Annotated in this window: 25 protein-coding genes and 1 tRNA gene; 5 read left to right on the top strand and 21 right to left on the bottom strand. The window is 44.4% G+C overall.

Annotation, left to right across the window (positions count from 1 at the left end; all coding sequences use genetic code 11):
• Nucleotides 1-360: 360 nt before the first annotated feature.
• Both DWZ61_RS19800 and DWZ61_RS15010 read right to left on the bottom strand, forming a co-directional pair.
• Nucleotides 361-1,200, bottom strand: coding sequence for a hypothetical protein (locus tag DWZ61_RS19800; RefSeq protein WP_182427119.1), 840 nt, complete (start codon nucleotides 1,198-1,200; stop codon nucleotides 361-363).
• A 197-nt stretch (nucleotides 1,201-1,397) separates the two neighbouring features.
• Nucleotides 1,398-1,928, bottom strand: coding sequence for a sigma-70 family RNA polymerase sigma factor (locus DWZ61_RS15010; RefSeq protein WP_118539451.1), 531 nt, complete (start codon nucleotides 1,926-1,928; stop codon nucleotides 1,398-1,400).
• 266 nt (nucleotides 1,929-2,194) lie between these two features.
• Here DWZ61_RS15010 and DWZ61_RS15005 point away from each other — a divergent pair.
• Nucleotides 2,195-2,267 (top strand) — tRNA-Thr (locus tag DWZ61_RS15005).
• Nucleotides 2,268-2,369: 102 nt separating this feature from the next.
• On the opposite strand, the gene DWZ61_RS15000 is transcribed toward DWZ61_RS15005, so the two are convergent.
• From DWZ61_RS15000 to DWZ61_RS14910, 18 genes are all read right to left on the bottom strand, one after another.
• A complete protein-coding gene (locus tag DWZ61_RS15000; RefSeq protein ID WP_022313259.1) occupies nucleotides 2,370-2,600 on the bottom strand; it encodes a helix-turn-helix transcriptional regulator in 231 nt (76 codons plus the stop codon).
• Between the two features lie 166 nt (nucleotides 2,601-2,766).
• Complete coding sequence (locus tag DWZ61_RS14995; RefSeq protein WP_118504998.1) at nucleotides 2,767-4,473, bottom strand: methyl-accepting chemotaxis protein; 1,707 nt, start codon at nucleotides 4,471-4,473, stop codon at nucleotides 2,767-2,769.
• Between the two features lie 106 nt (nucleotides 4,474-4,579).
• Nucleotides 4,580-6,229, bottom strand: a complete 1,650-nt coding sequence (locus tag DWZ61_RS14990) for a P-loop NTPase fold protein (RefSeq protein ID WP_147354721.1) — start codon at nucleotides 6,227-6,229, stop codon at nucleotides 4,580-4,582.
• 141 nt (nucleotides 6,230-6,370) lie between these two features.
• A complete protein-coding gene (locus DWZ61_RS14985) occupies nucleotides 6,371-6,670 on the bottom strand; it encodes a hypothetical protein (protein ID WP_118539447.1) in 300 nt (99 codons plus the stop codon).
• Between the two features lie 290 nt (nucleotides 6,671-6,960).
• Nucleotides 6,961-7,185 carry a VanZ family protein gene (locus DWZ61_RS14980; RefSeq protein ID WP_347475454.1) on the bottom strand — a complete coding sequence of 75 codons (225 nt, stop codon included), beginning with the start codon at nucleotides 7,183-7,185 and terminating at the stop codon, nucleotides 6,961-6,963.
• 64 nt (nucleotides 7,186-7,249) lie between these two features.
• Nucleotides 7,250-7,480: a class B sortase gene (locus tag DWZ61_RS14975; protein WP_243026430.1), complete on the bottom strand. Its 231-nt coding sequence runs from the start codon at nucleotides 7,478-7,480 to the stop codon at nucleotides 7,250-7,252.
• A gap of 279 nt (nucleotides 7,481-7,759) precedes the next feature.
• Entirely contained in the window at nucleotides 7,760-8,788 is a 1,029-nt protein-coding gene (locus DWZ61_RS14970; RefSeq protein ID WP_117467324.1) for a glycosyltransferase family A protein, read from the bottom strand.
• A gap of 30 nt (nucleotides 8,789-8,818) precedes the next feature.
• Nucleotides 8,819-9,964, bottom strand: coding sequence for an A/G-specific adenine glycosylase (gene mutY / locus DWZ61_RS14965; protein WP_118539475.1), 1,146 nt, complete (start codon nucleotides 9,962-9,964; stop codon nucleotides 8,819-8,821).
• A gap of 5 nt (nucleotides 9,965-9,969) precedes the next feature.
• Nucleotides 9,970-10,635: a DUF1653 domain-containing protein gene (locus DWZ61_RS14960; protein ID WP_118539443.1), complete on the bottom strand. Its 666-nt coding sequence runs from the start codon at nucleotides 10,633-10,635 to the stop codon at nucleotides 9,970-9,972.
• A gap of 88 nt (nucleotides 10,636-10,723) precedes the next feature.
• Nucleotides 10,724-11,107 carry a hypothetical protein gene (locus tag DWZ61_RS14955; RefSeq protein WP_117467329.1) on the bottom strand — a complete coding sequence of 128 codons (384 nt, stop codon included), beginning with the start codon at nucleotides 11,105-11,107 and terminating at the stop codon, nucleotides 10,724-10,726.
• Between the two features lie 107 nt (nucleotides 11,108-11,214).
• Entirely contained in the window at nucleotides 11,215-13,896 is a 2,682-nt protein-coding gene (locus DWZ61_RS14950) for a TetM/TetW/TetO/TetS family tetracycline resistance ribosomal protection protein (protein WP_118539441.1), read from the bottom strand.
• Between the two features lie 237 nt (nucleotides 13,897-14,133).
• Nucleotides 14,134-15,903 carry a recombinase family protein gene (locus tag DWZ61_RS14945; protein WP_118539440.1) on the bottom strand — a complete coding sequence of 590 codons (1,770 nt, stop codon included), beginning with the start codon at nucleotides 15,901-15,903 and terminating at the stop codon, nucleotides 14,134-14,136.
• Nucleotides 15,900-16,298 carry a recombinase family protein gene (locus DWZ61_RS14940; protein ID WP_118539438.1) on the bottom strand — a complete coding sequence of 133 codons (399 nt, stop codon included), beginning with the start codon at nucleotides 16,296-16,298 and terminating at the stop codon, nucleotides 15,900-15,902. Before DWZ61_RS14940 ends, DWZ61_RS14945 begins: the two co-directional genes overlap by 4 nt.
• A gap of 92 nt (nucleotides 16,299-16,390) precedes the next feature.
• A complete protein-coding gene (locus tag DWZ61_RS14935; RefSeq protein ID WP_118539436.1) occupies nucleotides 16,391-16,561 on the bottom strand; it encodes a transposon-encoded TnpW family protein in 171 nt (56 codons plus the stop codon).
• A 476-nt stretch (nucleotides 16,562-17,037) separates the two neighbouring features.
• Nucleotides 17,038-17,280 (bottom strand): helix-turn-helix domain-containing protein, encoded by a 243-nt coding sequence (locus DWZ61_RS14925; RefSeq protein ID WP_003431293.1) that lies wholly within the window; start codon nucleotides 17,278-17,280, stop codon nucleotides 17,038-17,040.
• Nucleotides 17,264-17,701, bottom strand: a complete 438-nt coding sequence (locus DWZ61_RS14920) for a sigma-70 family RNA polymerase sigma factor (RefSeq protein WP_118539434.1) — start codon at nucleotides 17,699-17,701, stop codon at nucleotides 17,264-17,266. The genes DWZ61_RS14925 and DWZ61_RS14920 overlap by 17 nt, the downstream gene beginning before the upstream one ends.
• A gap of 469 nt (nucleotides 17,702-18,170) precedes the next feature.
• Nucleotides 18,171-19,157 (bottom strand): 23S rRNA (adenine(2503)-C(2))-methyltransferase RlmN, encoded by a 987-nt coding sequence (gene rlmN / locus DWZ61_RS14915; RefSeq protein ID WP_117776696.1) that lies wholly within the window; start codon nucleotides 19,155-19,157, stop codon nucleotides 18,171-18,173.
• 16 nt (nucleotides 19,158-19,173) lie between these two features.
• A complete protein-coding gene (locus DWZ61_RS14910; protein WP_003431289.1) occupies nucleotides 19,174-19,359 on the bottom strand; it encodes a cysteine-rich KTR domain-containing protein in 186 nt (61 codons plus the stop codon).
• A 398-nt stretch (nucleotides 19,360-19,757) separates the two neighbouring features.
• Between DWZ61_RS14910 and DWZ61_RS14905 the strand changes: the two genes are divergently transcribed.
• The 4 genes from DWZ61_RS14905 (at nucleotide 19,758) to DWZ61_RS14890 (ending at nucleotide 22,400) form a co-directional block, all read left to right on the top strand.
• Nucleotides 19,758-20,114 (top strand): helix-turn-helix transcriptional regulator, encoded by a 357-nt coding sequence (locus DWZ61_RS14905; protein WP_002584957.1) that lies wholly within the window; start codon nucleotides 19,758-19,760, stop codon nucleotides 20,112-20,114.
• Between the two features lie 199 nt (nucleotides 20,115-20,313).
• Entirely contained in the window at nucleotides 20,314-20,643 is a 330-nt protein-coding gene (gene mobC / locus DWZ61_RS14900) for a plasmid mobilization relaxosome protein MobC (RefSeq protein WP_055219606.1), read from the top strand.
• A complete protein-coding gene (locus DWZ61_RS14895) occupies nucleotides 20,604-21,941 on the top strand; it encodes a relaxase/mobilization nuclease domain-containing protein (RefSeq protein WP_118539432.1) in 1,338 nt (445 codons plus the stop codon). Before mobC ends, DWZ61_RS14895 begins: the two co-directional genes overlap by 40 nt.
• 63 nt (nucleotides 21,942-22,004) lie before the next feature.
• Nucleotides 22,005-22,400 (top strand): hypothetical protein, encoded by a 396-nt coding sequence (locus tag DWZ61_RS14890; RefSeq protein ID WP_118539430.1) that lies wholly within the window; start codon nucleotides 22,005-22,007, stop codon nucleotides 22,398-22,400.
• 191 nt (nucleotides 22,401-22,591) lie between these two features.
• On the opposite strand, the gene DWZ61_RS14885 is transcribed toward DWZ61_RS14890, so the two are convergent.
• Nucleotides 22,592-22,942, bottom strand: coding sequence for a helix-turn-helix transcriptional regulator (locus tag DWZ61_RS14885; RefSeq protein WP_118539428.1), 351 nt, complete (start codon nucleotides 22,940-22,942; stop codon nucleotides 22,592-22,594).
• Between the last annotated feature and the right edge of the window lie 145 nt (nucleotides 22,943-23,087).

Raw genomic sequence — 23,087 nt, 5'->3', positions numbered from 1 at the left:
TTATGATAACGATGCCTGCGTATTTCCTTGGAAACCGTATCAGGTGAACAGCCTATAATGTATGCAATCTCTTTAAAGGTACGATGTTCTTTCAATCCCTTCTGAATTTCATGCCTGTCATCCCAAGTTAAATGTGTCCCCTTTTTCCTTTCTTCTTTCGGCATAGGACCTCCTTCTGCAGGAGGATACCTATTCAGTATACCATTGCATGACTAACTTATGGTTTCTATACCCAAATCAGATTTTTAAAATTCATTCAACGTATTTTTTTCAAATTTTCCAAGCAGTACCTTCCCTCCTTTCTTTGTCTATTTGTACACGTAAAAAGAAGCTTAGAAATTCTTCCAAGCTTCTTTTCACTTACTTATTATGGTGGTTCAAAACTACATTCTTATACTCTACTACTATATCTTGTAATACACTTTTATCATTTCTTCCCATAACGATATATTTTTCTTTACCATAATAAAAATACATCAAATATGTATTTTCCCCCGATATCTCTTCTTTAGAAAAAACGTCAAAAAATATTCCCTCATCTTCAAACTCTGTTTCAAAAACATATCCTGGATATGTTTCTCTAACTCTCAAAATTTCCTGTGGATATATTTTTATTTGAAATCTTATATTGTTTTCATCATTTTTCATAAGTACTGATACCGTATCATCACTTTGATCCTTATGTATTTTGGCATAGTCAAATGAATAATCCGAAATTGTTTTAATTTCAAGTAGTTCCCTCACGTACTCACTGTATTCGCTAGGTACTTCTTCTATACTATAGCATTTTCCCACTTCAAAATTCACAAAATCCTCCACACCTTCCGGTGCCGTAATCATAGTAGTTCCTTCCTCATTCTTATCCATCCACCAGAAGAAACCTCCATGCTTCTCCGCATTGGCAACTACCTGCCAGGAACCGCCAAGTATCATTACGACAAGCAGCGCTACTGTCACCACTACAAATCTGCGTCTGTGAAAGTACCAGAGCACTTTATGAAGCTTACCCTCCCTGGGCTTGTCCTCCTCTTTCTCTGCAACAGGTTCACTTTTGTCCTTCTCTTCTTCGGTGCCAAGCAACAGGCGCTCCTCTTCTTCCCTTTCCTCACAATGTTTCCAGAAATCATCCAATGCCTCTTCCACAGGCAATTCATCTTCTATATTGTCTTCCTCTGTTTTCAGGTTGTCCAGCAGTTTCATTAATGTCTGTACTTCATCCGCATCAAACTCTTCATCTGATGCTTCCATAATGTACCAGTCCAACCGCTTGGTAAGCTCCTGAATCAGGCTTTCGTTATCCTGCTTCTTCATTTTAATTCCAATTCCTTTCCCTTCTGCATATCCTTATCTGGTGTAATATTGGTCCCTCGTTAAGTACATGGTTCTTTTTTGTCAATTCATACAGATTTTTTGTATTTTTTGTCGATACCGGACTCGTCGGGTATGTTTTGGGCTATCTTGCTTCTCAATCTGCTGATCCTGACACTCATATTGTTCTCGGATATTTTCTCAAGCTGTGCCAGCTCAGAAATTGAATAACCATGAAGAAAATATTTGTGAAATCTGTTTTTCTCCTCTTCCGTCAGGCCTTTCGTTATTACGAGATCAAGTTCTGATTTTCCATAACCGTCTTCCGTGAATGTATATTCGTCGGCATCCAGGCCGACTTCACATTCTATCTTCTTCAATGACTTATTCAGTTCACGTATTTTATTCTTGGCAGTATTGATCAGCCATCCCATTGGATTGGAATGTTCACAGAGAATATCCCACTTTTTATACGCAACATAATACGTTTCTTGCAGGACATCCTTTGCCAGTTCCTTGTCTGCCACCCTGTAGCGGATAAACTTGTATATTTCCGCCTGTGTCCTACGGTACATCTCATCAAATTCTTGATGGTCTCCTGTTGTCTCTTCTTTCTGCATGTGCACCTACCATCGCCTCATTATAGAGGTTTTATCTTTCTAAAATATTTACTCTATAATTTAACATTTATCCCCATACTAAATATAGATGATTTTACTATAAAGTAAAAATTTGTTTTACATCTGCTTATATTTTACTTTTCGTAGATTTTGTGTCAATTTTTTCTCATCGACAAATACCGTTAAAATTTGCAATTTTTGTTGTTGACAAACGGTATCTCTTTTGTTAGAATGAATCACGGTGATTGCGTTAGCCGTCACGTGATGCTGCTGTGGCTCAGTCGGTAGAGCGTCGCATTGGTAGTGCGGAGGTCACGGGTCCGATTCCCGTCAGCAGCTCTCATATAAGAAGCGGAAACATTGATTTTACAGTGTTTCCGCTTTTTGTTTTTCACAAACGCTGTAGATTTTCTTACTGCAAATCTCATCTCTGTCACAAAATTATAAATCCTCCAATAATACATGTGCCGGTATCTCCAGCACTTCAGCAATATCAAATATTACCTCCAAAGAAAACGGCTGGTCACAATTCGGTGCCTCGATCTTGGTGAGATAGCTGATACTAATGCTTACTCTGTCCGCCAACTGCTCCTGTGTAAGTCCTCGTTGTTTTCGATATTTTTTAATTGCCTGTCCTATAATTTTATATTGTTCCGAGTGTTTCTGACTCATTCCCGCATCTCCTGTTTCCTACCTCTACAATTCTAAAGGATAATGAAGGGATGAATGTTTCAGTCATAATGAAAGTTATGGGTAAAAAAATACCGATTTATTTTGCATCCGTTTCCAATGCCTGATAAATCGGTATTTCATAAACAATTATTTTCTTCCTAATAGTTTAATCTCTGCGTAATGTAAATTTGCCTACCACTTCATTTAAGGAATATGCCTGTGCCGACAATTCCTCGCTGGTTGCAGAAGATTCCTCCGCAGATGCGGAATTGGATTGTACGACCTCCGAAATCTGAGTCACCCCCACTTCTGCCTGTTCCATTGCCTGTGCCTGCGCTGTTGATTCTTCACTAAGTCTCCTGGAATCTGCTGCGATCTCCTTAACTCCGGTCACAATCTGCTCCAGTGATTCCGCTGCCGCTTCAGCGGCCTGATTTCCCCTCTCAATTTCCTGCAGAGAGCCTTCGATCAGACTTCTGGTATCCACTGCGGACTGTGCACTCTGTTCTGCCAGTTTGCGAATCTGTTCTGCCACAACAGCAAAGCCTCTTCCTGCTTCCCCAGCTCTGGCAGCCTCGATTGCGGCATTCAATGACAGCAGGTTGGTCTGACTGGCAATGTCTTCGATTTCTGCAATAATATTCTGAATCTTTTTGGACGTATCGTTGATTCGATCCATCTCTTCCATAAGAGATTTCATCTGTGCATGTCCGGCATCCGCCTGCTGTGCATAATTTTCCGCCTTCCGGGTGGTCTTCTGCAATTCACCCGCCGTACGGTTCACTGCATCCGCGATATTTGTAATCGTTGCTGTCAGTTCCTCCACCGAACCTGCCTGATCGGTAGCTCCCTCCGCAAGGGACTGGGCAGATTCTGCCAGATTCTCAGCGCCGGCTGATACCTGTTTTGCAGCTTCTTCTACCTGATGCAGCGTACCGTTCATCTGGCGGTTCATTTTACGCATGGCATCCTTCAATGCCACAAACTGTCCTACATATTTATCCTCAATCTTAGTGCCGATAGCATAATTTCCCTCTGCCATCTGTCCCAGAAGTTCTCCGGCATCCGTAATGATCATATCCAGATCCGATGCCATCCCCTTTGCCACCTGTATCATATAAGAAATCTCATCTTCCGTTGCACACTCCGGAAATGCGCTGTTTAAATCTCCCTGTGCGAAGGTCTGCAGACGATCTGCCAATGCTATCATGGGCTTTTCTATGTCTTGCGCTATTTTTCGTCCCAGGATCACCGAACTCCAGAAAGAAACCACAACGATTGCCAGGATCACCAACAGCATAATCCGTTCCATTGCCCGCAGATCCGCTTCCGCACGGTCACCTTTCTGCACGCACAGGTTCATCAGTTCAACGAATTCTGCATAAATCTGTTCATATTGAGCCGTCAAATCTGTCGTATCCAGTTCCTGCGCTTCCAGATAACCATCCGCATCATCCGAAGTTGCCAATTCCAAGATTCGTGCATCCAGCTCCCAATAGCCGTCAAGTTCCGTCAAGACCGCATTGTAAGCTTCTCTTCCCTCGGAGAATTTGAGTGTTCTGCTCAATTCATCCATATAAGTTTCGAATGCCTCTTTCTTCTGGTCATGCAGAGCTGTCTGCTTTTCGATCACAGCTTCATCATCATACCCGACCACTGCGCGCAATGCACTTCTACTCTCCGAAAAAGCGGTCATCGCCTTACCGATATCTCCTTGTGTAAAACCATACCGGTTTAATGCCTTTTCATACTGTGTCGCTGCGATCAGAAGCGCTCCGATTCCAATGATTGAAGCTACCGCTCCAATTACCGCCACTTTTGCGAATCCCTTTGTCAATCGTTTCTTAATACCCTGTTGCTTTTGTGTTGCCATATATCGTTCCCCCTTGTTATTTATAAAAAATGCGACAATTTGTATTTTCATGTAAATTGTAGCACTTTCTGTTTTTCTCTTCAACTGTACGAAGGAATCACTTTTCTCATGTTTTCTGGTCTTTCATTATCTCTTCCGACAAAACCTCTATCCTATGTCTTGACATCTTATCACAATCTTTTTTTATGTCAGTACAATAGTTCAAAAATTTCTCCTTATCTGCATGGTACAGTAAATACATGATATTATAACAGGTATGATATCTATTCTGATCTACGTCCCCCACAGGAAAAGACGTCTTATTATACAGCCGATCCACTTTTGTCATTATGATCTCATGGTAATAACTGTTGCTAAAATAATTTCTGAGTTTATATGAAAATTGGTACGCTTTTTCCCCGTGGGTTGTGATCCTCAAATGTTCTACATATGTCTCAATCAAAAATTCTTTCATGTTTTCATTTTCTTCCATGTATATTATTTTCACCTTGTCTGAAGACATATGGAATAAATCATAAGAGTGCGTTAAAATTTCTTCTTTTCCATCTCTGACTGCCTGTTTTAGCATTTTGTTTAACCCGTTTTTATATATGGTTAAAACATCCTCATTATCTTCCTCCAGAATATCACTCCATACCATATAGGAATCTGCAAATTCGTTTAATTCCACAATGTTTTTTGCCTGAAGCAATCCCTTTTTTAAATCCGGCAGCATTACTTTTATCTCTGCATCTGTCTTATAATAATTGGGTTTATCTCCCGATTTAAGAAACAGTCGATACTCGGCTTCTAATTGTTCTTTATCAAGCGTCCCCTCCTGATAGTATCTCAACAGCATTCCGGTCAAATTATTACTGCTCTTTGTACCATAAAGATATTTCCCTATTCTATGCTCCAACGTATTTTCAATACTGCTCACCATCTTTTTCACCGAATCCGTATTGTTGGGATCATCCTCCTTATAATACAGATTGTGTATACTTTCAACGACGATGGCATAACATATCAGTCTCAGTTCCTCCAAAAATTCATCTTTATTGCAGTCTTCACAAAATAATATTACATCATCATAAAATCGCTGCGCCTTTTCAAGTGTCCGCAAGTTTTCCACTTTATGAAGGTTCAGAAATTTTTCAATAAATTGAGCATGGATATGCAATTTACTCCACTCGACACTCTCTGCCCGTTCCGTAATAGCATATGTTCGTTCAATTACTTTTTCACTGTATTTGTCAAATATCTCTTTTTTATCTTTTGACATTTCTGCGGTATTCGCAACGAGTATAACTTTCACATAATTACATTGTTTCAGTTCCTCTATGATTCCAAATATCTCTTCCAAATTCATATTACTGTTCATTCTTTCCAGATCGTCTATGACCACAATGTGAAGGAATGTAAATTCTTTGGACAATAATAAAAATAGTTCTCTTTCGTTTGCTATATTTTGTACCACATCCCGGGCCTGTCCGACTTTATCCCAGACCTTTGCTGCGCCTTCTATGATATTATTAGCTATTTCACCAATCTTCCCGCCGACATTATTCTTCAATGCCAGTTGAAACAATACTTCATGATATATTTGTCTCGCATCTGTCATTCCGAACATTGATATTTTACAAACGTCCGGATTTCCTGCCAACGCCTCATTTACCGCATAAGACTTTCCGACACCCCAGGTTCCATCAAACAAGATGGTCTTATAAGGTAAGTCATTGATATTGCCAATTATAGTTTTTATTTTATCTGCTCTCATTTTTTCCTCTCTGTACACAAATTCATAATAACCGGACAATCTTTTTACATAAGTTTCTCCGGTTATCTGTCGTTCTGCGTTGTGTAATTGTTGGTGAGTTCCGGTTTGCAAACGGATTGTCTTATAAATGTCACAGATTAATCATTCCATATTTTCTCTGCATTGCCAGTAGCACTTCCGGATCATCCAGCTGCGCCACCTTATCTGTATCTCCTCCGGCAATTCCCTGTAGGATTTCCGATCCCTTGCATACATATCCAGCCGCACCGGCTTACCATCCACGGCATACTGGAATTCCCTCTGTGGCTGGATATCTTCCAGTGTTCCCACCCGTTTTTCCAGCATCCGCTCCAATACATCATGGCAGAGCACCTTGTCACCCATGGTCTTGCCGAAGATAAAATCATCCGATATCGTCAGTTCCTCATAGCGTTTTGCCATTCACACTCTCCTTTGCTTTTACCGCAGGAAAATATGCTGTCGCAGAAACGAATTTCAATCCGTTCTATGTCTTCTCCTGCTCTATTGTTATCATTGGGTAATTAAGCAGGGATTCCTCTGAAGTCATAGACACCGGCTTACACCGATATAGAAATTTGAAATAGAAAATCTGCTTACGAATAGAGGATAGCAAATGAGCACTCGATTGTCAACGTGGCAAAATAGCAAAATCTGTCCCTGGCAAATTTGGGCATTATGCTTTAAAATCAATTTTAACTCCATCTATATATTTATTTTGGTCTTATAGCCTGTCCTTCAGATTTTTCTGAACATCTTTTCATAATCATTCTCCATAATGTAAATCCTATTATTGCTCCAAGGACATTATGAAACGGATCATCAAAAAGTTCAAAGAGTCCACGTTTTGTTAATAACTGGCTGAATTCTATGCTGTAACTTATAATTGTTGCAATCAGTATCACCCATCTTAACTTTCGAACACCTAATCCCTGCAATCCTATTCCTACCTTATTGCTTTAATATAACTCCAAAATGACATAAATTCTGCCCTCGGATTTCTTATTGTTTGACGGGCATGGAATCGTTCTTCATGTTGTGTCCATAGATCACCGTATTGTTGTCTGTAAAGTCCTTACTGTTCAGATTCTCCGTATATATGCACCCGGGATATCCATACGAACCATCAATATTATGCATAAAGTAATAGGAATTATCGGAAGGATGCTGTAAAATCGGATATTCAATTTCTGTCCCCGGTACAGTGATCCAGGCATACACATCCGGATTCACCGACTGCCGCTCCTGCCACAATGGTCATTATCTATCGTTTCATGTGAGCTCCTTCTTCCCAAATAATGGAAGATTTTACTACTCCTAAATTTTATTCTACGTTTTTAACGTAATTTTAATTCCGCTTTAAATGTAACCGCTATATACGTTCAAAACAGGTATTGTCAATAGTTTGGGGGCTTCATGCAGGACGAGATGGCTGGAAAAACAGAAGAAAACGGATACTTCAGGTAAACCTCCGAAGTATCCGCTATTTTGACTATGTTAAACAATTCCGTTCTAATTAAATCCGAACAATTTCTGGCAGATCTTATATCCTTCTACCGAAATCTTACGTCCGCCTCTTCCGGGCAAATTCATGGTACCACCCATAATGCCGTTACGCATCCACAGATACAGGCGTTTGTCTTTTCCTTTCAGGTACTCCCACAGTTCTTTCTTTTTCTCCAGATGTTCTGTGGTACCGGAGCGGATCAACAGTACGGAAGATACTGTCATGATAATCTCCAGATAGTTGCGCATGTACTGGTACAGACGTCGGTTTTTCACCAGTTTCGACTTTCTGCCCACCAGATAATCAATCATCAGCTTCGTCACTCGGATCTGCTGGTCGATGCGGGAGATCATCACGGTCTCATTCACCGACTGATCCTGTCTTCCTATATAATATCTGTAGAAATTCACATCCAGATAATACATATTCTTCACATAAGGAAGCGGTTCAAATACATACAGGTTGTCCACATAGAAGGTGTGCTCCGGAAGCTTCAGTCCACATTCCTGTAACAGTCTGGTACGGAAGATCACGGAGTGCATCAGTATGTAATGGCCCTTCAGAAAATGATGGCAGTCCGTCCAGGTGAACATCTTCTCCACCGGCAGGATATGACGGTACTTGATCACCTTTTTGCGGCGCTCGCCTTCTTTTTCATAGACATAGTTGCTGATGAGCATATCCAATGCCTGACCGCCGCCGGCCAGTTCTCTGAGAGTATCCAGGATCTTAAAATATGCATCCTGCTTCACCCAGTCATCACTATCCACTACTTTAAAATATAGTCCCGTGGCATTGGCGATTCCGGTGTTCACAGCAGAACCATGTCCGCCGTTCTCCTTATGAATAGCACGCACAATCGTAGGAAACTGTGCTTCATATTCGTCTGCAATCTCTGCGGTACGGTCTTTGGTAGAACCGTCATCGATGATCAGGATCTCCACATCCTCTCCGCCGATCAGCAGGGAATCAATACATTTTCTCATATACTTTTCAGAATTGTAACAGGGAATTGCTATGGAAAGTAATTTCATATCGCTGTCCTTTCTTCACTATCTTGTTGTTCACTGTCCGGAATCGTTCTCTCGGGCCCCCAGTTTCATGTTCAATCCCTTCGCATAGACTGCAAACGCGGAAGGAATGGGATATTTCTCCCTTGTCTCCGAAGGTTCAATATAGATCCAGTCTGCTGAATCCGGGCCTTCACGCTTCGGTGCCAGTTCATCCACACGGATCAGATATCCTTTCATATGCCATTCTCTATGGGAAAAAATATGCTTTGCATCCTCAAGGGGCTGGATCCGGAGTACCTGCAACCCGTTCTCCGCCAGATATTCCTTGACCTCCTCCGCGGTATGATATCCCTTCATCGAAGGGAATTCATACATACCGGCCAGCAGACCTTTCGCCGGACGCTTATGCAATGCCGCCAGCTCCGCATCCCGGATAATGAGGATCGTCTTCTCCTCCACCGTACGTTCTTTTGCTTTGGCTTTGTTCGGATATTGCAGCTGTGTACCGTCCGCATACGCCAGACATATCTGCTGTAGGGGACATTCCTCACAGTGCGGAGCCCCGTTGGGAATACATACACAGGCACCGATTTCCATCATAGCCTGGTTGAAATCTCCCGGCCTGTCTGTAGGAATGACCTCCCACAGATCCTTTTCCACAGCCTTTTTTACTTTATCCTCAGAGATACAGCGTTCATCCTTGCGGACTCTTGCAATGACTCTCAGAACATTGCCGTCCACCGCCGGATTGGGCTTGCCGTAAGCAATAGAGGATACCGCCCCAGCCGTATAGCTGCCGATTCCTTTTAATTTTAATAACTCCTCATAAGAATCCGGCATGACTCCGCCATAATCTTCCATGATCTGGATGGCTGCTTTCTGTAGATTCCGTACCCGGTTATAATATCCCAGGCCCTCCCACAGCTTTAACAGCACCTCTTCCGGTGCCTGCGCAAGCGCAGCAATATCCGGCAACGTCTCCATAAAGCGCTGGAAATAGGGCTTTACCGCTTCCACTCTGGTCTGCTGCAGCATGATCTCAGAGACCCATACGCGGTAGGGAGCAGGATCCTCTCTCCAGGGAAGGATCCTACGGTTATTATCATACCATTTTAAAAGTGGTTTGGGAATCGCCCGAAGGTCACCTTTCCTAAAGATTTCCTTAACATCCGTTAAATTTTCATTGTATTTATCCATAGAGTCTACCGCAGACGGTTGCATTCGAACTTCTCCATGGTGAGCAGGCAGTTCTTCAATTCTTCATAACGCTCTTCCGGCTCACCGTCATTTACTTCAATATCACAGGAAATCGCCATGGTCGTGATCATCTCGTTGGTGATACGATGGTGCAGTCCTGCCAGAATATTTAGCTTCTCCTCGTAGGAATCCGCATCCAGAAATTCCAGTACCAACGGATCCAGTGCGGGCTCTTCATCTTCTGCGGGGGAAACCGGTGCTATTGTTGTCTGTGCCGCGGTCGCCGTTGCCTGGGCTGCTATGTTCTGCGCCACAATCGGCGTTGCCAGGGCTGCTGCGGGCTGGGATGCAGTCGACGGCATCTTTGCTGTCTTCGTCTGTACTGCTGCCGTCTGTGTCCCGCTCACTGCGTCCGCCTCGTGTGCCTGTCTGTCCGCCTCCGCTCCCTGTAATTCAAAACGAAAACGCTGTGTCACCTCAGGGTATCTCTGACGATCCACTTCTCCGGTAAACATGGCAAGAGGCCTTGCATAGGTCTTGAAATCTCCATACAAAGCCTGATAAATCACCAGCTGTTCTCCGGTCTCTGAATGTTCCGCAATCGTTACGACCTGATACAGATTGCCCTTAAAATGCTTATATATCTCATGTGGTTTGGGAATAAATGTCATCTGTCGTTCTCCTTTCCCATCGCCTCGTTTACTGTGGCATATGGTATCAGTATACCCCTTATTTCCAAAAAAGTCATGTAAATAGTCTCTAAAAATCCGTCAGCAGATATTCATAAGAGACCGAATAATTGCCGCCTGCGTTGCAGGCCCGTGCCAGTTCTGCGCTCAATGCTCCCCGTTCCGTCTCACTCATGCTGTTGATCTTCTTATGATGAATGGTAAACGTATAATCCGGACTGCCGTCTTCTTCCAGTGCATAGGTCAGCGTCACGCCGCTGTTGCGATAACCGTTCTCATTCAGATACTGCTTCATATCGCTCATCAGCTGCTGTTCCTGTATCCGGTTCTCCATGCGCTGCGTCTCATCCCGGCTCTCGCTCTTCACGGTTGCGCCGATACATAATACAATGATCAGAATAAGTACTGCGGTAGTACTGTAAAATGCCACATTGGAAACGAACTGTCTTCTCATAACCCATACCTCTTTTTCTGCTTTTTGTGCTCAGGGTTCTGTCGGAAATCTTATTTTCCCGTCCTGACAGGTATAGATTACACTTTTTCAAGTCCAATAAAACTCTCTCATTTAAAATATTCGGCACCTGCTGCCTCTACCGCTGCTTTCAGCCCCAGTGCGGACATTCTGGTGGCACCGTTGCCCCAGATGATCATCTGTTCCAATGCATCGGAGGTTGCCACCGTCACCCGGTATTTCTGCGGCTTCGCCCCCAGCTGATGGGTCGTACGCTCGATATACTGGTCTGCAGTCTCCGCTTCTTTTGTATAGACTACTTCTATATTATGATATTTCATGGTGGAGCCGGGATTGTCCTTCACCTTGTAGGCATCGTAGACCAGGATCAGGCGACAGCCCTGATATCCCTGATAGTTACACAGAATATCCATCAGTTTGTCCCTGGCACTGTCCAGATTGATCTTCGCCAGCTCCCGCAGTTCCGGCCAGGCAAAAATAATGTTATAACCGTCCACCAGAAGGTATTCCTCCGGTTTTTCCTGCGGTACGACCTTCCGCATACCGGTGTCACCGGCACTTCCCGCCAAGCTGCCCGTATAGCTGCCACGGTTTCCGGAAGAAGTATGGTATCTGCGGAATCTGTGGGGATCCTCCGCCTTTTTCCCATAAGTCTGGCGGAAGATCTCTTCGATCTCTTCCTGAGAAATAATCCGCTCTACACCACCCCCGGTCTGACGAATAGCGCCCTGCTGCCTGTTTACTGCCTGCAGTCCCGCATCCGAAATGCCGTCCGCATCTTTGGTTCCTTCCTTCTCCGGCTTCCAGTTGCTCTCCACATGGGCATATTCTGGCACCTGGTCCCAGGACACCTGAAAACCGGCACCATGAGCGCAGAATACCGATCCGGTGGGGTTGACCACATCCGCTTCCGGATCATATCCGATCTCTGCCATTACCTCCTCCGGATTATGGCAGGGTTCATATCCCTTCAGCGTGCAGGACAAACGCCCATGACCTTTGGTATAAGATGCCACCTCTTTTCCATAATCTCCCATAGAAGCCACGGGAACACTTCCCGTCAGCACACTGTTATTGCCTTCTGTCTCCGGTGCTTCAAAGCTTCCGTTCATCCTCGTGATATCCGACATGGCTCTGCCAAGATTCTCCGTAGGCACCTCCAGTCGGAAGGAAAACCATGGTTCTAAGAGAATGCTCTTTCCACTGCGCATTCCCTGACGTACTGCACGGTAAGTGGCCTGTCGGAAATCTCCGCCCTCTGTATGTTTGGTGTGGGCTTTTCCGGCAATCAGCAATATCCGCAGATCCGTGAGTTCGGAACCGGTCAGCACACCCACATGACGTTTTTCCTCCAGATGCGTCAGGATCAGCCGCTGCCAGTTACGGTCCAGCATGTCCTCGCTGCACAGAGAGGCAAATTGCAATCCACTGCCCCGCTCCCCGGGCTCCAGCAACAGATGTACCTCCGCATAATGACGCAGAGGTTCAAAATGCCCGATGCCTTCCACCGGCTCCGCCAGAGTTTCCTTGTATACAATGCTTCCCGCATCGAATTCCACTTCCAGACCGAAACGCTCCCACAGGATATTTTTGAGGATTTCCATCTGCACCTGTCCCATGACCTGCATATGGATTTCCCTGTTTTCCTCCTGCCACAACACATGCAGCTGCGGTTCTTCCTCTTCCAGCTGGCGTAGTTTCCCCAGTGCCACGACAGGATCCACCTCCGGAGGGAGCAGTAGTCTGTAAGTCAGCACCGGTTCCAGTATCGGCGTGGAGTTCTCGCTTTCATAGCCCAGTCCCTGCCCGGCGAAAGTCTTCGTAAGTCCCGTGACCGCACAGACCTCACCGGCTTTCACCGTATCCACTGCCTCATAGCTTCCGCCATTATACAGACGCAGCTGGTCGCATTTTTCCTCCCAGATTTCCTCTCCTGCACCGCTTCTGCTGTTTCCCACCGGCATTTTAACCCGCAGACTTCCTCCGGTGACCTTCAAATACGACAATCTGATTCCTGCGTTATCTCTGCCGATCTTATAAACCCGGGCTCCGAATTCCTCCGGATATTCCGGCTGGGGCAGATACGCATTCAATCCGTCTAACAGCTCTGTAATTCCCCATTGTTTCAAGGCGGAGCCGAAAAAGCAGGGGAACAGCTTACGCTCCGCCACAGTGTCCGATATGTTTTCCGCCGACAGTTCTCCGGTTTCCAGATATTCTTCCATCAAGGCTTCACTACACATGGCCGCATGTTCCAGCTCTGTTTCCCGTTCTCCTTCATTGTCCCCAGGCTGCAGCAGTTTTCCCACGGATGTAATATTGCTATCCAGCTTTTTCTGTAGCTCCGTCAGTACTTTTTCCGGATCCGTCCCCGGTTGATCCATCTTGTTTACAAATAAAAATACCGGCACTTCATATCTTTTTAACAGCCGCCACAGCGTATGTACATCTCCTTGCACTCCATCGCTTCCGTCGATGACTAGAACCGCCGCATCCAGTACCTGCAGCGTCCGTTCCATTTCCGCAGAGAAATCCACATGTCCCGGGGTGTCTAACAGTGTGATATCCACATCTTTCCACCGGATTCTCGCCTGTTTGGAGAAAATGGTGATTCCTCTTTTCCGTTCCATGTCCCCATTATCCAGAAAAGCATCTCCGTGATCCACTCTTCCGGCCCTTTCTATGACACCACAGGCACATAAAAGGCTTTCTGCCAATGTTGTCTTCCCGGCATCCACATGTGCCAGGATCCCAACGATACTTTTTTTCATGCTTATCCTATCCTTCCAATACCAGCATCATCCTGCAGGCACGTATAAAACGTTTTTTCTATTATAAAGAATACTATATCCATGAGCATTTTCCAACTGTTTTGTATTTCCAGATACCGTTTGCAAATCCGGTGGACAGTAGGATATAATGTAATGAGCCTCAAGGAAAAACAAGCGGCTGCGAATGGGGCGGTGAATTAAGAAAACATTTTAGCAAGGAACGGTGTAGCTAAACGGCTATGCCGTTCTTTGCTGTTTTTGAGTTGTATTTTGGGCTTTTTCTTTCGCCCGTCCAAAATCAAATGCACCGATGAAGTTATATACAATCGTGATTTCCCTTGTCTTGGATTTTTTGTCGGTATGGGAAACTTCGATACGATCTATAAACTCCCGTAGCATAGCAGCGTCAAGCTGCTGCATATCGGTGTACTTCTTTACTGCGCTGATAAACGCTTTAACGTTGGTCTTTTGTTTTTCCTGCTGCTTGATTTCTTCCCGTAGCACTTCTGCCATAGCTTTTAGATTGCTCTGCTCCAATTCGTAATCATGGGACATTTTGATAAACCGTTCGTCAGACAATTTCCCGGTTACATTGTCCTCATATAAATGCTTAAACAGATTATCCAACTCGGCAATACGGTTTTCAGCTTTGGAAAGTGTTTCGCGCTTGCGGGAAAACTCTGCGTCGCGCTCTCGCAAACGGCTGTCTGCTGCTTCCTGCACAAACTCGGCTTCATACTCTGTTACATAGTCGATTGCTTCCCGTAGGTTTTTCAAAACGATTTCATACAGAACAACATTTTTGATTGAATGGGTCGTACACAAGTCTTTGCCTTTCCGATAGGTTGAACAGATAAAATATTTCTGTTCTTCGGTGAAGTTCGTTGCTCGGCATTGATACATTTTACCGCCGCACTCTGCACAATAAAGCAGCCCGGAGAAAATACCCATATCGCCCATTTTGGTGGGGCGGCGGCGGGATTTGCGTTTGTTCTGCACAATGAGAAATACACTTTCCTCTACAATCGGCGGCTGCGTGTTCTCAAAGATCACCCATTCGGACGGGTCGTTCCACAACTTCTTTTTGCTCTTGTAGGATTGCTTGCGGGTTTTGAAGTTTACGGTATGCCCTAAATACTCTATCTTTTCAAGCATACGGGAAACCGTTTCATTCGTCCACTTGTACGGGTTCGCCCCCGGCTTCGGCTTGTTTGTTACCTTTATGCCCTTTGACAGCCAATAGAAAGTAGGATTGAGGATTTCGCTTTTCTCTAACCAATGGCATATTTGTGTCGGTCCCATGCCGGAAACGCACAATGCGAAAATCTGCTGCACAACGGCTGCGGCTTCCTCGTCAATAATCCACTTCTTTTTGTTGTCGGGGTCTTTCATATAGCCATAAGGCGGGATTGTAGTAAGGTGTTCGCCGGATTTTCCCTTTGATTGCCAAGTAGCGCGTATCTTCTTTGAAGTGTCGCGGGCATACATTTCATTGAACACGTTGCGGATTGCGGTAAACTCATTTTCGCCCCGCGTACTGTCAACTCCGTCATTGACCGCGATAAAATGCACGCCAAAATCGGGGAACAGCATATCGGTGTAGAAACCAACTTGCAGATAATCACGCCCGAAACGGGACATATCTTTGACGATAACGCGCTTGATTTTTCCAGCTTTTATATCGGCAAGCATACGTTGAAATCCGGGACGGTTGAAGTTTGTACCGGAATACCCGTCGTCCTCGTCATAATGTCGATAAGCGGTAATTCCATGCTCCCGGCAGTACCGTTCCAAAATCTTCTTTTGGTTGGCGATACTGTTGCTCTCTCCCTCTAATTTGTCCTCTTGTGAAAGGCGTTCATATAAAGCCGTTATGCCCTCGTCCTGTGCTTCCTGCTGCTGATCGCGCACATAGAATTGCAAGACATTATTTGAAATGGCTTCGCGGACTTCTTCGCTTAACACTTTGGGGACAGCAATCTGCTGAAAAGAAAATGTCTTTGTCATTTGCGCTCACCGCCTTTCGCGGCAAGTGCAGCATATAACTGTCTGCTCCAATCCAGAGTAGCATGGTCGCCGTTGATTGCTTCAAGAGAAACACCCCTACCAGCGGCGCAATCTGCAAAAGCAAGTACATCTAAAAAGTTTCGAGAAATGCGGTCAAGACCTGTTACAACGATCTTTTCCATTCTCTCGTTTTTCATATCCTGCTGCATGAGGGAAAAAGCGGAACGGTTAAAGTTCAAACCGCTATAACCATTATCCACATATAGCGCAAAAGTAGTAATCCCGTTTTGGCTTGCGTGGTAAAGAAGTTTTTGCATTTGATTGTCAAGGTACAAAGTATCTATCTGTTGCGCCGCACGAAAATAGTATGCGGTCAATTTATCCGACTGTTTCATGTTACCTCCTATTCCGACAGCCGGACAAACAGGTTATATATATTATACCACAAAACCCGTCGTCCGTCTGCAATAGGATTACATTTTCGGCATTATACCGGGCTTTTTTCCCGGTTTAAGTCATTTTGGATTAAGCGGCGTACCTTTGTCGCGGCGTCCTCTTTTACACCGTCTTTAACAACGGCTTTGACAATATAGGTAATATCCCCGATTTTGTATTCGCGCACAACCGGGGATTTTGTTGTTTGCTTTGTTTGTTCCATAATGTAAAATCCCCCTTTCGTGGGATAACAAAAAGATTAAAAATGAAAGGCAGAAACGAACGGCTGTCAGCGGCAGCACCGCGGGAGTTTCACCCCTGCTCATTTAAGGCAGCTTTACCCAATGCCTGCGACGCTCTTAACGCTCGGACTATGGCTATAAAGGCGTTTCGTCCCGCCTATATGTCGTCGCCCACAAGCTGCTAAACCTGTTTTGCAGCGCGGTATTTCTCGCTCGGCTTTCCCTGTGTGAAAAGCTGTCCTAGCGTACCCGCTGTTCGGCTCGATATAAGCGGTATGTATTCGTTTGCCTGTTATACTGCGCCGCCGTTATCTTGCGGGCTTTCTTTGACAAGGAACAATAAGGCTTTGTCAGCCTGTAAAAGCATATCGTTTCCGATATGCTTTTACGGAACGACAAACAGCCCATAACGGGAAGCGTGGAAAGGGGTACACGCTCCCCGCATGGGCTTAAAGAGTTAGCCTACATGAAACGCAAGAGTGCGGGTAATAAGGCGCACTTGCAGCCTGTTACGCATTTCTTCGTCCACATAGGAGTAAGTATTGCCCGCGTCGTCTTTCAGCGTTCGGGTACAAAGTTTCGCTATGTAACCCTCGTAATGCTTCAAGATCGCGCACATGGCGTTTGTGTCGCCGTTTGCCGCTGCGGAAATGACAGGGAACGGCAACAGATTTTCAGATTTCCTAACGGTGTTCATCATCTGCTTTTCCCTCCAAATACTGTTTGATCTTCGCAAGCGCGGATTTCCTATGCCGGAAAACCGTCGTGCGTACAACACTCAGCAGTTCGCCAATTTCCGCGTCGCTCATATCCAAGAAGTAGGACAAGAGAACAATATCGCGTTTCCTTTCGGGCAAAGCGTTAAGGGCTTCGGCAAGCAGTTCATTTTTGACGAGTACATCAAAGCCGGACACTTGAAAACGGTAATAATCGCTTTCGTATTCGTCCGTCGTGAAAAGCTGCGCGAGTTCGCTTTCGCTCAAATCCGAAAAAGTTATTTCGCGGGCTGCGCGTTTCGCAAGGGTGCGGCGGTAGCTTTTTGCTTCGCCTACCAACGTTTTCTTTGCTAATGCGTCATACTGATGTTGTATTCTTTCTTTGTCGGAAGAAGATAGCTCCATAGAGTTCACCTCCTTCCCGCGTGGAGTAGAGGACGGGAGTTAAAGGCTTGTCCTCTCTGCCCCTTTCGCTCTGTACCCGTTCGGGAGATGGCTCTTTGTTGCTCCTTTCAAAAATATATTGAAATAAACAAAATGCGCCCGCCCGCAAGACGCGGACGAGCGCAAAGGAATTGTGAGCAATATTTAGATGTACTGACAGTTCGTATTCATAGCCGGAATATCCCGCTGGCGGGTAATGGCTTTTTTTGACCGCAAAGCATTAGGCGGGTTACAGTAAATAAAAATAGACACGACGATACCTCCCAGATACCGCCGTATCCTTAAAAAAGGGCGACTTTAATACACTACCCGCAATCCATTCTATAATAGGGAACAGCGGCTTTTGCGCAATATTAAATAAAAAAGCCGATAACACATAGGTTTTTTGACCTAATGCGTTATCGGCTCTGCGTCTATGCGTCTGGCACTTTTAATCATTTTTTTTGAATTTATTATATGTGTTAGCTAACTGTCCACAAGCCGCGTTAATCTCTCTGCCATGAGAAACTCTCATAGTAACTTCAAGTCCTGCTTGCTCTAATTGATGTTTGAATGCAACTATTTCCCGTTTCTGTGGTGCTTTAATTCTTGAATTGCTTGTTGGGTTGTATTGTAACACGTTAATCATAACTTTTTTGCCCCGAAACCATTTTGCAAGTTGTCTTACATCTGAGGGCCGGTCATTTATACCCGGTAAAAGCAAATACGCAAAGACAATTTTGCGATTATGCCTTTCAGAATAGGATAAGGCTTGCTTAACAACATCTTCAATAGCATATATGCGCATGTGAGGAATAATACGATTTCTTGCAGATTGTGTTGCTGCGTGTAAAGATATTGTCAACTGAATTTTAAGATGTTCCTCGCGCAATTTTTTTAATTGATCGACCGGACCAACTGTTGATATGGTAATGCCGTCGGTTGGAAAGTTGAGCCCATATCTATCTCGGAGAATATGGATTGCTTTTATCAAGTTGTCATAATTGAATAAAGGCTCTCCCATACCCATAAAAACGATACGGTTTACTTTTCGACGCAACAATATAATCTGTTGTACGATTTCTGACGATGTTAGATTACGAACAAAGCCATTTCGCCCGGACTCACAAAAAATACAACCAACAGGACAACCGACTTGTGTGCTCACGCAAACAGTTCCACCATCTCGCCGCTTGATAAAAACCGTTTCAATGTATTTGTTGTCTTTCAGTTCGTAAACATACTTTTCAGTATCACTGCTTTTGTAAATATTTTTTACCAACATTGATAGATTTTTTTTGCGTGGTAATTGCTTATATAATTCTTCATATAAGGCTTTTGCTTCATTCTCGCCAATAACTTCCGACATTTCTTTGTAAGTAAATCCGTATGGATCATTCCGTACTTCCGCAGGCGTATATTTAGGTAAACGTTTCATTTTTATATCCTTTCTTCTAAATAATAAAAGTTTGTTTTTCTGTATTTTTGATTACAATCTCTAATTTTTCTACATCAATGATATGCGTCAATTTGCATTTAGGGCAGAAAAGAGGAAAATCTTTTAATACAGTATTATGAAATACTTGAACTCTCGTCTTTCCGTTACAAATCGGACATTTTATCCAATATTTTTTAAGCATTATATTTCACTCGTCCTTTTTACACAAAAAAATGCAGGTCAATCCTCAACATGAGCATTGACCTGCATTTATAATGCACAGAGCAGTACAACAAAACTAAGGCATAGCTTGCACTATGTCTATACTATATCTATACGTCGTTAGTTTTTTGTATAGCATCCGCAAAATAAGCATGACAAAAAAGCCCATGTTGAAAATGGGAAAATCCTTTTTTTCAATGCTTATCTAATACGCATGCTATGCAACATAAACGCCGCCTCCTTTTACATAAATTTTATTTTATCAGAAAATCAGTCTACTGTCAATACACAACAGGAAGTATTTAACCTAATGATATGAATTGTGTGGACATATCCAAAAAGAAAGGTGAACTGTAAAATGTAACAGGGTGAATGAAAATGGCAAAAAGACCCGTACCATTGTACGACTTTAAGGCTTTCGGGGCAGCTATAAAAGCCGCGAGAAATGAATACGGCGAGAGCCGCAAAAAGGTAAGCGACGAGTTATATATTTCCCCGCGCTACCTTGCGAATATCGAGAACAAGGGACAACAGCCGAGTTTACAGGTATTCTATGACCTTGTAACCCGGTATCATATTTCGGTAGATCAATTTTTCTTCCCGAACAGCAATGCGGAGAAATCCACCGGGCGGCGGCAGCTTGACGCGCTGCTGGACGGTATGAGCGATAAAGGCATACGGATTGTAACCGCAACGGCAAGGGAGATAACGGAAGTCGAAAAAGCAGAGGACTAACCTCACAATATGGGAAACAGGAGATTGCAGACGCTATGCGCTGCAATCTTTTTTGCGTCCAAAAACAAAGGAACGCGCAACAAATACCGCCTTTCGGTGGGGGTATGGAGTAGATAGCAAGCACAGCAAACGAGTACCCGTTTGCGAAAAATGCTTGTTGGGATAATCCCAAACCCTTATACCGAAAGGCGGCGCGGAAATGGAAAACCGAAAGAGAAATATACAGATGAAGTTTTACGTTACGGAAGAAGAAAAGCGGCTGATCGACGAGAAGATGAAGCAGCTTCCTATCCGGCAGTACGGCGCATACTTCCGTAAAATGGCGATAGACGGGTATATTCTTGTCGTTGACCGAAGCGACACGAAAGCATATATCCGGGAACTGCAAGCGGTGAGCCGGAACATCAACCAAATTGCAAAACGCGCCAATGCAACGGGGACGGTTTACAGGCAGGATATAGAGGACATTAAAAAGGCGGTGGACGAGATATGGCGGTTACAAAGACGCACCCTATTAAATCAACCTTAAAGGCTGCGATAGACTATATCTTAAATCCCGAAAAGACAGACGGGAAACTGCTTGCGTCCTCTTTCGGCTGCGGGCTGGAAACCGCCGATATTGAGTTTGCATGGACGCGGGAAGCTGCCGGAGATCGCGGCACACATTTAGGGCGGCATTTGATACAGTCTTTCGCGGTGGGAGAAACCACCCCGGAAGAAGCGCACAAAATCGGAATGGAACTTGCGCAAGCGGTGTTAGGCGGCAAATATGAGTTTGTTTTGACAACCCACGTCGATAAAGACCATCTGCACAATCACTTGATTTTTAACTCGGTCAGCTTCGTTGACTACAAAAAGTACCATTCCAACAAACAAAGCTATCATCATATCCGGCGCACCAGCGACAGGATATGTAAAGAGCATGGGCTATCCGTCGTCGTGCCGGGACAGGACAGAGGGAAAAGCTATGCGGAATATACCGCCGAAAAGCAAGGTATAAGCTATAAAGCCAAGCTGAAAACGGCGATAGATACCCTCATTCCCCAAGTGAAAGATTTTGACGAACTGCTGCGCCGCTTGCAGGAAATGGGGTATGAAATCAAACAGGGCAAATATATTTCCTTTCGCGCTGCCGGACAGGAACGGTTTACCCGCGCAAAGACGCTCGGCGCGGCATATACGGAAGAAGCGATAAAGGAACGTATCAAGGGTGTGTATGCTGCCAAAGCAAAAACGCTGCGGAAAGATAAGAAAATCCGGCTTGTCGTTGATCTTGAAAACAGTATCAAAGCCCAACAGTCGGCGGGCTATGAACGGTGGGCGAAAATCCATAATCTGAAACAGGCTGCTAAAAGCATGAACTTCCTAACCGAAAACAAGATTGAGTATTACAGCGAACTTGAAAGCAAAATCGCGGATATTATGACCGCCCATGACGCGGCGGCAAAGGCGGTTAAGGAAGTGGAACAGCGTATGTCTGATTTATCGCTGCTCATCAAGCACACCACCACATACCGACAGTTAAAACCGATTTACGATGAATACCGAAAATCGCCGGACAAGGAAAAGTATCTGCGGGGGCATGAAAGCGAAATTATCCTGTTTGAAGCTGCGGCAAGGGCATTAAAGGAAATGCAGATAAAGAAGCTGCCCGATCTCGCCGCGCTGCGCAAGGAGTATAGCAGCTTAAACGACAGGAAAAGCAAATTGTATGAGGATTATCGGCAAGCCAAGAAGCAAATGCAGGAATATGGTGTTGTCAAAAAGAACGTTGACAGTATTCTATATCCGTCCCAAAGCAAGGCAAAAGAACAGGAACGGGACTAATAGATTTTTTCACAAAAACCTGTTACAATCAAACTATATTCAGAAAACAAAGGAAGTGTATGTATGGGCTATTTAGCGGCGGCGGGAGCCTATTTAATAATCGGTCTTGTAGTTAGCTTTATCCTTATGGTAGTGGGGCTTTTTATCGGGCATATCATTGTTTTTGACAGTATCGCCCTCGGTATTATATCCGGCGTGTGCTGCAATCACTTTTTCACGCTGCACCCCGCCTTGTGCGTGCTGATCGGCGCGGCTGTATTCGCGCTGCTGCTGTTTCTGCAAAATACACGTTTTGGATTTTGGGTAATCGGGGTGCTGCTGTCTGCTGCCTGGGCGGTCATTTTTGGGCTGCTGGCGTTTATTATCTCCAATGCAGATCAACTTTGGTTTTATGTGGTCTGCGGGCTTGCTTTTATCGTCATGCTGCTGCTCCATATCAAGGCAAGAGATAAGGCATAAAACAAGGGTAGCAAGTGGAACGTTAAGGGCTGAAAACGCCTGTGTTTCTGCGGTTTCCAGAGCGCGAAAACGACATAGACGATACTTTATACTCAAACCTCAAAAAGTGCCTTTCTAATATTCCACAAAAAAGCAAAAAAGAACGGGGCGCGGTGCCGACAATCGGCAGCCGCGCCCCTGCTTTATTCTAATCACTCTTTCAGCTTGGCATTTTTGCGTATGGTTTCCTTTGCTGCCCTTACAAAGTCTGCAATCGTACGGATTTCGTACTCGTCGCAATCGGAAACAAGGTCTTGTATCTCCTGCGAAAAAATATCTTTGGAGTGTAACACGTTATCACATAAAAACTCGTCAACAGAAACGGAAAGGGCATTTGCCAAAGATACAATCGTCGGCAAACTCAATTTGGAGTTGCCCGTTTCAATATTGCTCATGTGTGTTGTGGAAAGCGACGCTTTTTCTGCCAATGCTTCCTGTGTCAAATCCGCTTTAATGCGGGCAATCTTTATGCGCTTGCCAATCGCTTTATAATCTAATTCCATTCAAAAATCCCTCGCAATCACTCTCTTTTCTATATTGTATTTTTTCCACTGTATCATTATAATAAACTGTATAAAGTATTACTTTATGCAGTTTCAGACTGTAGACAAAGCTCCTTCCTGTGAGGGAGCTTTTCTTGTGTCATGA

Source organism: Clostridium sp. AF34-10BH (genome assembly GCF_003478095.1).
Taxonomy (GTDB): domain Bacteria; phylum Bacillota; class Clostridia; order Lachnospirales; family Lachnospiraceae; genus Acetatifactor; species Acetatifactor acetigignens.
This window is presented reverse-complemented; position numbering and strand designations above follow the sequence as displayed.